Source organism: Methanospirillum hungatei JF-1 (assembly GCF_000013445.1).
GTDB lineage: Archaea > Halobacteriota > Methanomicrobia > Methanomicrobiales > Methanospirillaceae > Methanospirillum > Methanospirillum hungatei.
The window spans coordinates 91344-106023 of the sequence record NC_007796.1; the positions used below are offsets into that span (position 1 = coordinate 91344).

The following is a 14680-nucleotide window of genomic DNA, read 5'->3' on the forward strand; positions in this document are numbered from 1 at the left end:
ACTCCTCCTTCAGGATAGTGATCTGTTTCTCAAGTTTCCCGAGGATCTTTTGAGGGTGTTGCACCAATGATCAATATCATGCAGGATCACAAATGATCGATCTCTACCCCTTAAGCTATCAACCAAAATAGACTAATTGATGTATGAACCTGCATGTATCAATTCCCACTTTACATACTGTGTTTGCAAAAATATAGGAAAAACCTGAACCTCTTGACGGTTTTATAATATTCGTAGCAAATTCTTTAATTTTAACTATACCCTCAAATCTGATAAGTTTTTTTATATTATGCACTAATGCAGCTAAAAAGAATTCTCCCTCGCAATTCTCTTTCCCTTTTTGAGAGAAACTCCTAAACCTCATATTATGTTTCATATTACCAAAAACTGGTTCGACCATGTATTTTCGTTTTCGATATAACTCTCTACCAGTGGGGGATTTCACACGTACTTCCATAACTCGTTTACAAATTTCCTGAGTTGTTGCTTGTTTCTCTCTGTTCATAAAAGATTGCCAAACAAACGTCCCGATACTTTGCAATTCCGGAAATGTGATTATTTCTCCCATACAAATCGCCCGACATATCATTTCCATTCGTGAGATATACCCATCATTATCTGAATATTCTGGAATTTTTCTTTCTTTAGAAGGAGGGATGATGAGTTGAATGCCATAATCCAATTCTGCTAAAGAATTCGGGTATGAGAAATAACCTGCATCAGATAGTAGTATATTAGGCGAAATTGATGGATGAATACCCGTAAAAAGGTCTTCGAGTTCATTTAGCATAGGTATTAATAATTTTTTATCGTTTTGCTCATCTGATATCATTGCAGCGAGGATAAATTGATTTTCAGAAACGATAATCTGCCCATTATACCCTTGAATCCAGCCATTGGTGGTTGACATTATCTGACTTTCAGGATCAGTGAGATTTACTTTTGAATCTGAAGATGGCTCTTTTTTAGGCTCTAAAGGCTTTCTACCTCGTTTCTTTTTACCCGATTCTAATTCTTCTTTTTCGCGGTCCAGAATCTTTTCTTCTTGTTTTTTAGATTCGATATCATGTCGTTCAATTAATTTCTCTTTAGCCCGATTAAGAACTTCCTTTCGTTTTTCTTTTGTTGAAAGATGCTCAGGTAGTCGGTTAATCTCCATATCCTGAATATTTATATCATCGTTTTCTAACTCATCAATTTCCTGTGATTCATCAAAAAGCCGACCTAGCTCTGCTTCAAGGTATTTTAATTTTTTATTGGCTGATAAAGAGGCATTACAGCCAAATTTTGATCCATCGAGGGCTAGGACACCGATTCTTGCTATCCCGGATTCTACGATAATTTGAGATAATTGTTTAAAAAGGGATTTGATTTCTTTTGAATTATTCTTCTTGAAACGATAGATCGTTGTATGGTCAGGTGTAAGATTATTGGCGACGATCCGATATCCAATATCATAATGGCAGCACATCTCAATTTTTCTGCTAGATTTTTCTCCACGAATCATTGAATAAATTATTATTCCAAGCATTGAACGAGGATCAAAAAAGGCAGAACCGCGACCATCGTCACGATATTTATTAATAAATGGACTAATATCGAGAATCGAAAGAATTTCTAATATGCCATAAGTAATATCATTTTCAGATAGCCAGTCCATCGCATTGACAGGGAGTAAAAATTGTTGTTCATTACCATATCCTCTAATCATGTTATAGCGATGAGACATATAATATATTGATCTTAATAATATATATAATTAAGCTTTAATAATTTATATTAAGCTTTTTTTGTGTTTGTGCAACAGCCTCTTTTCAGCCTCCTTTTTTTGTTCAACCGATAACTGATGGTGCGGGACTGTATCCCGAAGCATACCTCTGATATCCGTAAGAAGGTAGAGTCCCTGAAATACCGCATCTACTGACCGTTTAGACATATATGCACCTGACTGTACGATTGGTTCCGTGATGCAATAAGAGGAACGATTCGGAAAAGATGAAGTGGTGCGGATCTTTTAAAAAAATAAATCTATGAATCAGCTTCAGAGACTAATACTGACAGTCCTGCTTCCCTTCGAGGACTTTGCCCCGGCAACATGTCTGTGTTTTCGGGTTATAGCAGGTATCGCCACACTTCTGGGATCCTAGACCTTCAAACACCTGTTTCTGACAACATGATTGTGTTTTCGGGTCATAACAGGTGTCTCCACATGGCTGCAGACCAAGTCCCTCAAATACCTGCTCCTGGCAACATGTCTGTGTCTTTGGATTATAACAGGTATCCCCACAGGGCTGGTATCCAAAACCATCGTAGATGGTGCCCTTGCAACATGACTGACTGCCTGGATCATATGTTGAGCCTGCACAGAACATGACCCCCTTTCCATCATACACCTTCCCCTGTGAGCAGAACTGCTTTTCAGTATCATAACAGGCATTGCCGCATTCTCTCCAGTTCGGGCCTTCAAGAGTCTTGTTATTACAGCATGACTGGGTCATCTTGTCATAACATTCCCCGCCACATGCTCCCCAGTACCGGCCATCCAGGACCTGACCATTACAGCATGACTGCGTGTCCGGGTTGAACTGCACTCCATGACAGGTCGAAAGACAACGGGTTCCGTTTACCGGGTATCCTTCACAACAGACCTGCTTCTCCCGGTTAAAACAGACACCCTTACACTCCCCCCACATCAGGCCATCATATATCTGACCCCTACAGCACGACTGTGTGCTTGGATCATAACAGCTGTCTCCACATGGGACAATCTTGGTTTTATCGTCATACACCTGACCCTGGCAGCATGTCTGGGTAGCAGGATCATACATACCGGTTCCACAGGGTATGACTGCAGCATATACGCCTATAATGAGCGCCGATAAAAGTATGAGAACGGAAAACATCATACCAAAAAATCGGATATGGACTTTCTGCATGATATCTTGTACTGCTTCACAGTTCAAGTATCTTCGCTCATGCCGGCTACTCACTCTTATTATCTCCCTGAGATGAATATCTTTTCAGATCATGGATAACCGATTTCATCTTCTGACCGGGACAGATGTGCTTTCTTACACCTGGATTCTCCCCCCCGGAGAAATGATTGCTGTAGGAGAACTGGCGGTAGTCACGGATGAACGAACTAAAACCCGCTATTTTGCACGGGTTACAAGAATGAATCATGAACCGGAGACAGGTGGGCTCCTGGTAACCGGCCTTCCCATCGGGTGCATCAGTCTGGATGGGGAATATCGAAAGCCACGAACCATCCCTGCGCTGTATTCACCGGTCAGACCCCTGGATGCAGATGAAAATGCCATACTCCGCAGGTTCATGGGAGAACTGGAAGTCGGGTTCATGATGAGCGGAAACCAGAAGGTGGTTGACCTCCCTATCGGTATCCCGTCATCAGTTTTAAACCAGCACTTGGGAGTATTTGCCACGACCGGTATGGGAAAAAGTAATCTCATGAAGGTCTTCTGTGCCTCTGCAATCAATACGCGAAATGCAGGCATACTCCTCACCGATCCGCATGGGGAGTATGCAACCGGCCAGCCAGGCGACCCGGACTCACGGGGTCTTGTTCATCACCCGAAAGCTCAGGAGGGCCTTTCTGTATTTACTATCCGCGAACCGGCCATTGCCCAGGAATATGGGATGAAACCGCTCCGGATCGGTCATAAGGATCTCTCGATTTCAGACCTTGGGCTGGTATTTGATCTGACTGCGGCACAGTATGAAGTTGTCAACCTCCTGATGCCCTTTTCAACAAATGAAATCATCGATTTTTTCATCAATGAAGATGTCGAATCCCTCCCCTCACACCTGCGGACCACAGCCTACATCGGGAACCATCAGGATATCGCACAGCGTGTCAGGAGTGCGCCGGCTGATGCACTTCGTCTTGTCCAGCGTCAGATCCGGACTCTCCTGGACCTGACCTCACTCTTCGTAGATTCATCGTCCTCTTCCCTCCCGGAAATTCTCTCTGATCTTGATGAAAATAAGGTTGTCCTGATTGACATCCCGGGGATGAGTGATGCTGCAGAACTTTTCATCCTATCTGCAATCTCCAGGGCAATATTTAAGGATCGTCAACGTCGGTTTATTGAACAGGGCTCTGCAGCCGCAAGCGGCAGGGTTCTCATATCCATTGAAGAGGCTCAACGTGTCCTATCCCAGCGGTCTGAAAAAACAGGAGTTTTTCGAGAGATTGCCATGGAAGGGAGAAAGTTTGGAGTCGGTCTTGGCGTTATCACCCAGCAGCCGAAAAATATTGATCAACGGGTGCTGGCCCAGATGAACACCCTCTTTGTCATGGGACTTGCTGATCATCATGACCGTGAGATCATTGCGTCATCTGCAAAACATGATCTCAGGGTTCTTGACACGGAAATCCAGACTCTTGACCGGGGAGATGCCGTTATATCAACGGTAGGGATACCCTTCCCGGTCAGTTGTCATATTCATTATTTTGAAGAGTATCTGGATGCCCTCTGGGAAGCGGCTCCCTGAATCAATGTGCAATCTCTTTTTTAAATGCTACCCAGAGAAGAACTCCTGATAAAACCAGACCGCCCAGAAGATTTCCTATTGTTGCCGGGATGAGATTACTGAAGATAAATATACTCCATCCAAGATTTCCCGCAAGCGGGCCGACCTGTGCCACCTGCAGGAACGTAAGATGAGGTGCACATAAAAGCCCGGCAGGAACAAGAGCAGCATTGGTAATGGAATGCTCAAGACCGGTTGATGCAAGGGCCATGGAAGGAAACCATACACCGGCGATCTTTCCTATTGCATCATCGGCACAGATACCAAGGAGAACGGCAAGGTTCAGGAGCCAGCCCGCTGCGACTGCTTTGATAAAACAGGCCCATATCCCAATAAGCCCAGGATAACTGCACCGTTCTGAAGCAAAGGCTACCACGTTTACCGCAGATGCCCCAGCAGTCATTCCCTCAGGACCTGGCTGGAGGAGGACTCCGAAGGTCACAAGGGCGGCGAAAAAGAGAGCTCCGATAATATTTCCGATATAGGACAGACCCCATAATCTGAATACAGAAAGCCAGCTGCCCTGACCGGAAAATGCAGCAAAAGGTGCCAGCATTGCATCCCCGGTACAGAGTTCTGCACCGGTCAGGACAATCAGGATAAGCCCGAGGGGAAATACGAAGCCCGAAAGGAGCTGGGCTATTCCTGTTCCGAGGGCAGGTACAACACCGGTCGATACGATCATCATCAGTGATGCACCCATGGCAATATATGCCCCGGCCATCCCTCCCCTGAGCAGAATATTCCATCCCTCAAGTGACATCCGGTATTTCCCGGACTCAGCACCTTTTGCTATGATTTCATACGGGGTATGATATGACATGTTCTCCTCCTGGATATTGAATTTTCACTCTTCTTTTGAATCAATTTCTTTCATGTTTCCGGTTTATCAGGTAATAACCATATATGCGATGACTGATAAGACAACTGCCAGGAGCAGCATCCCGGCACTTATGGGAACAACATAGACAAGAATAGTATTTACAATACTTGCAAGTTGGGCAATAGAGTCTGATCCAAATATGATGACTCCGTTGCAGGTTGCAGAGCTACCGGCAGCCTTCGCTTCCGAACGGTCTTTGAGTGCCAGTTCAACCCCTTCAAGCACATGAGTCACGAGGTCATCGGGTGAAATCTGAAGCCCGACCGGGTTTTTACCACTGATAGTATTCACAACATGGGTATCAGTAGTCATCACCTCAGCCTCATCGACGAGGGCACGGACCTCATCTCTGATATATTCCCTCACTCCCTGTGCCATGTTGTTCCCGTCAATGAGAATATACGCAGCAGTCATCCCTCCGGTTTCAGTTACCAGGACCTGCAGACCAATATCTCCGATTCCCTCCTCTCTGGTGTATGGCAGGGGGAGATGTGCATATCCTGCCTGCAGAGGGTAGAGTGGTTCAACTTCCCACCGGTTCATTGCCTCTGTAGCAGCGGTGAAGTATTCATGTGCTGTTCTGGTCCCCGGAAGAATGACATCGATCTCATCACCAAGACAGTTATGCGCATCTATAAACCCTATATGGGGTGTGATCTTATGTCCTTCACAGATGATGGCGTGCCCGATACCAAAATCAATATCTTCAGTCTTATCCGGGGAGCGGGTACTGACCATCAGCAGGGCATCTCCGATTCGCTGGTAGAGGAGTGATACTGTTCCCACCTGTATCCTGCCCGGCTTTCCTGCAGATTCATGCCAGTGGAGTGATGCCTTGGTTTCATTGACTGCATCGACAATTTTGTCAATCTCACCTTCAGATACCAGGTTGTAATCATGAGTTGCACATCCATGAGCAACCATCATCTCCTCATCAAAGCGTTTTCTCAGAATTGAGGGAAGATTTCCTCCCCCGATCTCTCCCATCGGCCCTGGATGCACATTTGGAATCGTGAGGATTAGATCCTTTTTTCCTTCACGTCTGAAGAAAATACTGACCTGTGGTATCCATGCCTCCTGTCCGATATCTCTGAAGAACTCTTCCATTCCCTTGTCCCCGTCGGTAAGGTGGGCAATGAATGCATTTAGGAACTTCAGGCCACGTATGTGAAATGCCCGGTATAATGGCCGATCAATGAGCCATATCAGGATGGCAAATCCGGTTCCAAAGAAGATCATCAGGACAGGGGTAAGAACGGGGAAGGGATCCGGAAGGATGGGCAGGACACAGACCCATCCGGCGATACTCTGAATGGATGCCGGAATGATCATCCTCGATGTCCGGTAATCTGCAATCGAGACGAGGACAAGAAGCCGGACTCCAAAGATAAATCCTAATGAAATGGCATAACACAGATCAAGCAGGTCCTTAAGGAAGATAAGGCCGATGAGAGTAATCAGGCATGAAAAGAGTGTACAAGAAACCGCCAGCAATGCCCCTCTGTTCCAGGTCATCTGACGGTTGAGCAGTATGATCAGAGGCCGTGTCAGCAGAAATGCAATAACTCCCGGCACGATAAATCCCAGGATACCAAACCATTCATAGGATGGATCAAGTCTTCTGGAGAGAATTTCCAAAAGGAGCCCGAGAATTATCAGAATGCCAAGTGACGCCGGCCATCGTGGTGCGGTAAAGATGTACTTTGACATCTTTTCCATTCTGACTGCACTACCAGGAACGGTATCCATGCCTGTGTACCTGTATGTTATGCCCGTTTTGGACCATGAGAGGGGAATGGGCCAAACTTTTCTCCATACCGTCTGACCATAGTCTGCCAGTTAGGAAGGCCGGTCTGACACCCGCAGGTCTCCACGACAAAGGACGCGGTAACCACCCCGATTCTGCATGCATCTTCGGAAGAATACCCTGCAGCATAGGCAGTAAGAAATCCTGCCCTGAATGCATCTCCAGCACCAGTCGGGTCAACACAGGGGACCGGTACCGCAGGGATGAAGTGCTCTTTTCCCTGGTCATAGAGCACTGCTCCGTCTCCGCTTCTGGTCTCAATAGCCATCGGGACCCGGGATATCAGTTCGTCACGGTCAATTCCCAGGGTTTTGCACATGCCGGCATATTCATGATGATTTGCGATGAGAAGGTCGATTGAATCCAGAATGGTGTTCAGATGATCTGCTGTGTACCGGTGAAGATCCTGCCCGGGATCAAATGAGGCAAATCCTGACTGTTTTGCAACCTGTACATTAAATCCGGGGTCTGCAGTTGCCATATGCACGAAGGGGAGTGAAGGGGCTTTTTCGGTCTCAAAGAGATATGATGCACCCCACTCGAAATAGGTCATCTGATCCCCTTCAGGGCCGGTGAACATAAATGCAGTTGCCGTGTGCTTTTCAGGAGCGATGAAGAACCGCTGGTCAATACCAAGTTCTTTCATTCTGGAGTCATATGCACTCCCTGCAAAATCTCCGCCAACTGCACTGATAAGTGACACTCTCCCTCCCAGGAGGGCGATTCCCACGGCAATATTTGCTGCCCCACCACCAAACGCAATCGTTCTCTCAAGTATTGATGCTGATGCATTCGGACCAGGGAGGTGGGAGACTTTACAGATATGATCAACAGCAGTATGACCGACTACGGATATCACAACTCTTCAACCTCGATAATCTCAAGAGGGATATCCCGGAGGGCTTTTCCGATGGTTGATAATGCAATTCTGCGTGCATGCTCTTCAGAATCCGCCTTGTATACTTTCATCTCCATTTTTACTCCGACAAGGGCGGTTCTTGCAACAATCAGTGTGCACGGAAGTTCTTCCTCACAATATGGACATGAAAGAATTCCTGCTTCAACCTCAACAAATTTCGCGGTTGGGTTCAGTCTTTTTCCTGCCTCACTGATCGCAATACTGATGGCGTCATCGACCGAATCAGCATCACGGATTGTCCAGGCAGATTCTAATACAACGAGATAATCAGGCATTCTTACTCCTTTTTTCTAGGGGGTTACCAGTATCCGTAATGAACATGTTCACCGGTTTCCATACGGGGAGGGGATGGCACTATTTCACGGGTATATCCGGCAGTGAGAAGTGTGACCGGCCTTATATGTCCGGGGATGTCCAGTATCTCACGAACCATCTCATCATCGAATGCTCCGGTCCAGCAGGAACCAAGCCCGGATGCATGAATTGCCATCATCAGGTATGTTCCTGCAATTGTTGCGTCCTGCATCGCATAGAGTATGCCCCGCTCACTGTACCTGGACATGGATCTGACATAGTTGGCACAGACTACAAAGATAACCGGAGCAGCTGATACATGTTCCTGTTGGAATGCTGCATCACACAGAAGCTCCCGTGTTCCTTCATCCGTTACCACAATAACGTCCCATGACTCCAGATTTCCTGCAGAAGGAGCTGAGCGGGTAGAGAGAAGGATCTCCTCGATAATGGTATCGGCAACAGGTTCTGGGAGATACTGTCTGACCGATGTTCGTCCAGCTAAAAAACGGTTGAGTTCAGACAAATTCATGTTTTTCAAGTTCCTGCCAGGCAAGCATTGCAACCGTTGTGGCGTGGGTAATAGCAGATCCAATGCTCTTTACCGACTGATCAAAATCACTGCTTTCTACCAGACTGATAGCATGGTTCAGATTATCGATTGATTTTTGAAATTCTGAATTATTCGTTGCCCTGAGTGCAAACTGTAGTTCAATTCGTACAGATTCAAGGCACTGAAGAACAATCTTTCTCCCACCGGTGCGTTCTGCATCCTTCAGACCGGATAACACGGTAATCAGTTGTGATGCTATAATTAATTCTGATTTTGCCCGCTCACCATACTGATACGCGGAAACAGCACCCTTCTTGTCCATAGTACGTACTGACCGTACGCATTATAAGTAATGTTCATATGGTGAGAAGAGATCACTTTTTGATATCCATTTTTCACACTGATGTGGAGAATTTCAATTCAACGAAAACCCATGACATCCAGGACGACATGCTGAGCATATCCATCGTTGGATGTTTCATGGCCGAAAAAAGAGTGAAAGGCTATTTGATTATTTCGAGCGCTGTTTCTGGCCAAGCATGGATACTTTCGGGCGTCCCATTCTTCTTCGGGCTGCCATGGTGCGGAGTGCCTGAGTCTGTCCGGCTCCTCCTTTGCCAACGCGTCCGCCCCGAACACCAGCTCCTCCTCTGCTTCCGCCACGCATCTCTCCACCACGACCTCTTCCACCACGGCCTGCAGCCCGTTCCATTCTCTTAATGGTGGTCTGTGCCTTAAACCGCTGGTTTGGCCCTGGCTTTTTCGTTTCTCCTTCCTTCTTTGGAACAAGGCGTATCTGACCTTTGCTTCCCTTTATCTGCATCCATTCCGTGGTTCCTGTCTTGCCCATAATTGCACCTCGCGAATGCCTGTACTATTGCCCGTTATCATCAATTAAAGATTGTCTAATATCGGTCCATCATTCAGGCATTTTTCAGTACCTGAGAGATAGCCTCGCGGAGAATCTGGTTCACGATCTTCCCGTCAACTGATCCTCGCACTTCTTTCATCACAACGCCCATTACCGGACCGGTTGCAGCATTCCCGCGCTCTTTGATAAAATCAGCACGCTCTGCTACAATCCGGTTTATAATTTTTGTAAGTTCTTCTTCTGAGACCTTTGGCGCGGCTCGTTCACATGCCTCTGCCGGCGTCTTCCCCTCTGCCAGGGCGGTCAGGATGGGTGACAATGCCTCTTTGGCAACCTCTCCAGAGTTTATGAGAATAAGGACCTGTAAGATGTCCTCATCCTTGATACGGTGAACCTGTGCACCCTCCCTGCTCAGTTCCCGGAGTGTTGAGTTAAATGCCCGTTCAGCAAGGGCGGGTTTGATTCCTGAATGTATTGCCTCTTCAAATGCACTTCTCCGCTCCGAGTATGCCATCTGCCTCGCAACTTCCCGTGCAAGGCCGAACTCCTGCATGTATCGTGCGATGGTATCATCTATCATTTCAGGAATCTCAAGGGAGGCAAACCGTTCAGGAGTGACCCGTACCTGAAATACATCGGTCTCCGGATACATACGGGCAGCACCTGGTAATGGTCTCATATATGCAGTCGAGCCGCCTTCCAGCATCTTCCTGGTCTCTTTTGGCACCCCTTCAAAAGCCATCTCTGCTCTTCTGATGATCTGCTGCATGGCACACTGACACCGCTGTGGTTTGTCTGCCACAATGATAACACAGTCATCTGGTGTTGCATCAAGAGCCTTCTTGAGATTTGTTACTTCATCTTCGGTAACACCGTATGCGGGCAGTTCATCAGTATGGAAGAGCCCTCCAACTCCGCATTTCTTTGCGTAATCAGACATCTCACTTCCAAGACGCCGGCCAGGCTGGATTTCCCGGCCCACAAGTCCTGCAAACTTATTCAGACGGATGGCAAGAATTTTCGGTGCTGATTTCAGAACTCTGCTCTTACTGTCGGTAAAGAGCGATGTTACATCAACCAGGGTCTTCTCTACAGATGCTCCTCGTTTTTTAAGTTCTTCTCTGATCTCAAGGAGTGAAACCTGCCTGCATACTTCTCTCCTGACGACTTCAGCGATAAGATCAAGTTCCTGCACTCCTTTGATCTCAACCCTGGCACCTTCACGAATGGAGATATTAATGTCTTGTCTGATGGTCCCAAGACCGCGTTTTACCTTTCCGGTTGAACGGAGGATCATACCGATCTGTGCAGCCGTCTCCTGGACAGCTTCTGGCGTATGCATGCAGGGACTGGTTGTGATCTCAATCAGGGGTATGCCCAGACGATCAAGTGAGAAGATGGTATCTTCGATCCTCTGCGCCGCCTCTTCCTCAAGACAGACGGTCTCAATCCCTGCACCGCCTGGTAAAGTGCCATTCATCGCAACCAGAGCAGTCCGCTGAAAACCGCTCGTGTTCGATCCATCAATAACCAGTTTTCGCATGGTGTGGATCTCAGGGACCGGCGTCATCCTGCAGACTTTTGCAATCGTGAGAACGATGTCAAGTGCCTCTTCATTGAGCGGTGCCGGCGGCTCTTCATCATTCTCAACAAGACAGGTTGTATCATAGGTCAGGTACCTGAACTGTCTGACCTGCATCATCTCTTCTTCAGCAGCCCGGTCAAGTTCGCCCATCTCGCTCTTTGTTGCACGGAGGTACCTGAAAAATTCCCCCTTTGACTCTTCAGCCTCACGGATCGTCGTTGGACACCTGCAGAAGAGTTTCTCTTTCGTGTTCAGCTGCTGGTGAATTTCAATCCCGGCAATCAACCCGAGTTTCTGATAGTCTATAGTCATACTGATGACCTCCGGGTTATCTCACCGGCCAGATTCTGCGTCATCATCAACCGTGCCTCGGAGAGACTGCTGCTGTTTCCAAGCACCCACATGAGTTTGACCAGGGCGACTTCAGGAAGCATATCTTCCCCCTCGATGACTCCGGCTCCGAGAAGGTCCCGACCGGTATCATACACCCGGTCACAGATCCGCCCGTGCAGACACTGGGATGTCATAACAAAGAGCGTTCCTGCTGCTGACATCTCCCTTATTCGTGCAATCATATCTGTCCCGCAATGTCCAAGTCCGGTCCCCGCAAGTACAATTCCCTTGTATCCGCTCCATGCTGAAAGAAGAGCAGGATCCATCCCTGGATAATACCAGATTATGGCACATTTTTCTTCCAGATGGTCTTTCAGTTCAGGCTCACCGTTCCCTCTCTTCACCGCATGGGAAGCGAGTGACACATCGAGTGACGGATAGGTGACAGAACCGATTACGCCATCGCCAATGGTCTGAAATGCATCCCGCCTTGAAGTATGCATCTTTCTGACCCGTGTTCCCCGGTGGATGGCGCAGACATCGTCACTGGTTGTTCCATGCATCACCACCACTACTTCTCCCAGGTCTGACAGGGCAGTTTTTACGGCGCACATACCATTCATGACATTATCACTGCTGGGACGGTCCGCCGATCGCTGGGAGCCGACAAAGACAACCGGGACCGGGGTTTTTATCATAAAACTCATGGCAGCGGCACTGTATGCCATGGTATCGGTCCCGTGAGTTACCAGAATACCCTGAGCACCTGATCTGATTTCATCATATATTGCACGGGCAAGCTGCTGCCAGATAGCAGGAGTCATATTTTCCGAGAGGATATTGCAGAGCTGGACTGCACTGAACTGGGCAAGAGATGCAAGGCCCGGGATAGCGTTCAGGATGTCTGTTGCCCGGAACTGACTGGTAACAGCTCCCGTCCGGTAATCTATCTTACTTGCTATCGTTCCACCGGTAGAGACGATTGAGACCTTTGGAAGTGTTGTATCCTGGATAATCTCAACCTCCTGAGGCTCTGCCATTTCAGAGCTGCCGGTTTTCGTAAGACTTTCTTCCGGAACACCGATATTATATCCTGATGTGAGTTTGACGGTTGCCATCCCGTCCCGTGTTGTAATATATGTCCCTTCACAGGAACATCCCTGCAAGGTACATCTGACAAGATCTCCGGTTTCAAATGTAGTACTCATAATTGTGCAATTCTCCGTGCCTGTGTGAGAAGTTCATGTAATGATGCTGATATCTGCGTCTTTTTATCGCAAATCAGTTCGATATCTTTTTCAAGTTCTTTCCGACGTTCAGCCAGGGCATCCAGCACCGCATCAGGGGCAGGTCCGCCAGGCAGTTTCCTGACTGAGAGGGATGTACTGACTGACAGGGCTGAGTCTATGTTCTTTTGTGTGACTCCAAGGGAAGAGAGGGTTTTTCCATAGAACTCCTCTGCTCCACGGTCAAGCGTGACAAGATCAAGCGATCCATCCTTCACCGCCTTTCCAACAATATGGTGGGCAGTTCTGAATGGAATATTAAATTCCCTGACCAGCGTGTCGGCAAGTTCAGTTGTTGTCGTCCCCCCTCTTCCTGCTTCTTCTGCCATCCGCTCCCGATTGAATGTCGCAGATTCTACCATGCCTGCAAGAAGATCGATATCCCGCCTGACTCCGGTTATCCCGCGCCAGAGGTGAGGGTTCAGATCCTGCAGGTCCCGGTTATATGCCATCGGCAGTCCCTTGACAATCGTTATCGCTGATACAAATGATCCCAGAATAGTTCCTGTCCTGGACCGGAGTATCTCTGCTACGTCAGGGTTTTTCTTTTGTGGCATTATTGAGCTGGTTGAACAGTACCGGTCATCAAGGTTCACAAACTGAACAAATGCTGAGCTCCAGATGATGAGTTCCTCACAGAACCGGGATATATTTGTCAGAAGCATGGTGTCACATGCCAGGGTCTCCTCTGCAAAGTCACGTGATGCAACGGCATCCATTGAATTTACCAGAATCCTGTCAAACCCAAGCAGGTCTGCCGTAAAGGGTCGGTCAAGCGGATATCCGGTTGATGCAAGGGCTGCAGATCCGAGCGGGGAACAGTTCACCCGGCGCAAGGCATCAAACAACCGGTCAAAATCCCGGGAGAACATCTGTTCATAGGCAAGCAGATGGTGGGCCAGCGTAACCGGCTGGGCATGTTGCAGATGCGTAAATCCTGGCATGACCGTAGTAATATGGTCCGCTGCAACAGAGAGCAGCACTGACCGGAGCCGTGTCAGCGCTTCAAGCTGGTCAAGGATGATATCCCGCGTTCTAATCCGAAGGCAGGTTGCCACTTCGTCATTTCGTGACCGGCCGATATGGAGCCGTCCCCCCACATCACCCCCGGTCTTTCTGGTGAGGATGGTTTCAATCCCCGCATGGATATCTTCATACGAGGGATCAAACGCCTCTGCGGGCACACCGGATTCATACATGCATAAAAGTTCCTTCATCAGGGTCTTTGCATGGTCCTCATGTACGATCTGCTGTCTGGTCAGCATTACCAGATGTGCCATATCGACCAGAACATCTGAAGAAGCGATATTTCTGTCCGCCTCCATCGAGGAGAGGAGTGATTCAATATCTTCTGTCCTCTCCCCGGAGAGCCGTGCCTTTCTGACGACATCTCTGGTCATAATCCCGTATATCTTTCACGGGAGGATCATTAATGTCCACCGATGTATCAGGTGGTGGAGTTATTGACAATCCCCGGATCTCACCGTTATGAATAATACAATGAGGGCAAAAACAAGGAATAAAATGGGCTCAATAATCATTTAATCGAATAAAAAAGGATAGTTTATGAACCTGAACCGACTAGTACATAAGAC

General features: G+C 47.7%; 14 protein-coding genes. 1 reads left to right on the top strand and 13 read right to left on the bottom strand.

The window, feature by feature from the left end:
- Positions 1 to 118 precede the first annotated feature (118 nt).
- From MHUN_RS00395 to MHUN_RS00400, 3 genes are all read right to left on the bottom strand, one after another.
- Positions 119 to 1729: an IS1182-like element ISMhu2 family transposase gene (locus MHUN_RS00395; protein WP_011447087.1), complete on the bottom strand. Its 1611-nt coding sequence runs from the start codon at positions 1727 to 1729 to the stop codon at positions 119 to 121.
- Between the two features lie 45 nt (positions 1730 to 1774).
- Positions 1775 to 1936, bottom strand: coding sequence for a hypothetical protein (locus MHUN_RS19105; RefSeq protein WP_204222994.1), 162 nt, complete (start codon positions 1934 to 1936; stop codon positions 1775 to 1777).
- Between the two features lie 112 nt (positions 1937 to 2048).
- Positions 2049 to 2990 (bottom strand): hypothetical protein, encoded by a 942-nt coding sequence (locus tag MHUN_RS00400; protein ID WP_011447147.1) that lies wholly within the window; start codon positions 2988 to 2990, stop codon positions 2049 to 2051.
- A 37-nt stretch (positions 2991 to 3027) separates the two neighbouring features.
- Here MHUN_RS00400 and MHUN_RS00405 point away from each other — a divergent pair, with 37 nt between their 5' ends.
- A complete protein-coding gene (locus MHUN_RS00405) occupies positions 3028 to 4515 on the top strand; it encodes an ATP-binding protein (RefSeq protein WP_011447148.1) in 1488 nt (495 codons plus the stop codon).
- A gap of 1 nt (position 4516) precedes the next feature.
- Here MHUN_RS00405 and MHUN_RS00410 read toward each other — a convergent pair whose 3' ends face one another.
- From MHUN_RS00410 to argH, 10 genes are all read right to left on the bottom strand, one after another.
- Positions 4517 to 5377 carry a formate/nitrite transporter family protein gene (locus tag MHUN_RS00410; RefSeq protein ID WP_011447149.1) on the bottom strand — a complete coding sequence of 287 codons (861 nt, stop codon included), beginning with the start codon at positions 5375 to 5377 and terminating at the stop codon, positions 4517 to 4519.
- A 66-nt stretch (positions 5378 to 5443) separates the two neighbouring features.
- Positions 5444 to 7186, bottom strand: a complete 1743-nt coding sequence (locus MHUN_RS00415; RefSeq protein WP_011447150.1) for a DUF2070 family protein — start codon at positions 7184 to 7186, stop codon at positions 5444 to 5446.
- Positions 7187 to 7203: 17 nt separating this feature from the next.
- The gene (locus MHUN_RS00420; RefSeq protein ID WP_011447151.1) at positions 7204 to 8103 is read right to left on the bottom strand and encodes a carbohydrate kinase family protein; all 900 of its coding nucleotides are present in this window, start codon (positions 8101 to 8103) and stop codon (positions 7204 to 7206) included.
- Positions 8100 to 8438, bottom strand: coding sequence for a DUF555 domain-containing protein (locus tag MHUN_RS00425; protein WP_011447152.1), 339 nt, complete (start codon positions 8436 to 8438; stop codon positions 8100 to 8102). The genes MHUN_RS00420 and MHUN_RS00425 overlap by 4 nt, the downstream gene beginning before the upstream one ends.
- Positions 8439 to 8461: 23 nt before the next feature.
- A complete protein-coding gene (locus MHUN_RS00430; protein ID WP_011447153.1) occupies positions 8462 to 8989 on the bottom strand; it encodes a nitroreductase family protein in 528 nt (175 codons plus the stop codon).
- A complete protein-coding gene (locus tag MHUN_RS00435) occupies positions 8976 to 9332 on the bottom strand; it encodes a hypothetical protein (RefSeq protein ID WP_011447154.1) in 357 nt (118 codons plus the stop codon). Before MHUN_RS00435 ends, MHUN_RS00430 begins: the two co-directional genes overlap by 14 nt.
- 189 nt (positions 9333 to 9521) lie before the next feature.
- Positions 9522 to 9860 carry a DUF5350 domain-containing protein gene (locus tag MHUN_RS00440; protein ID WP_011447155.1) on the bottom strand — a complete coding sequence of 113 codons (339 nt, stop codon included), beginning with the start codon at positions 9858 to 9860 and terminating at the stop codon, positions 9522 to 9524.
- Between the two features lie 73 nt (positions 9861 to 9933).
- Positions 9934 to 11778: a Glu-tRNA(Gln) amidotransferase subunit GatE gene (gatE, locus tag MHUN_RS00445; RefSeq protein ID WP_011447156.1), complete on the bottom strand. Its 1845-nt coding sequence runs from the start codon at positions 11776 to 11778 to the stop codon at positions 9934 to 9936.
- A complete protein-coding gene (gene gatD, locus MHUN_RS00450) occupies positions 11775 to 13007 on the bottom strand; it encodes a Glu-tRNA(Gln) amidotransferase subunit GatD (RefSeq protein WP_011447157.1) in 1233 nt (410 codons plus the stop codon). The genes gatE and gatD overlap by 4 nt, the downstream gene beginning before the upstream one ends.
- Positions 13004 to 14485 (bottom strand): argininosuccinate lyase, encoded by a 1482-nt coding sequence (gene argH / locus MHUN_RS00455; protein ID WP_011447158.1) that lies wholly within the window; start codon positions 14483 to 14485, stop codon positions 13004 to 13006. Before argH ends, gatD begins: the two co-directional genes overlap by 4 nt.
- Positions 14486 to 14680 lie beyond the last annotated feature (195 nt).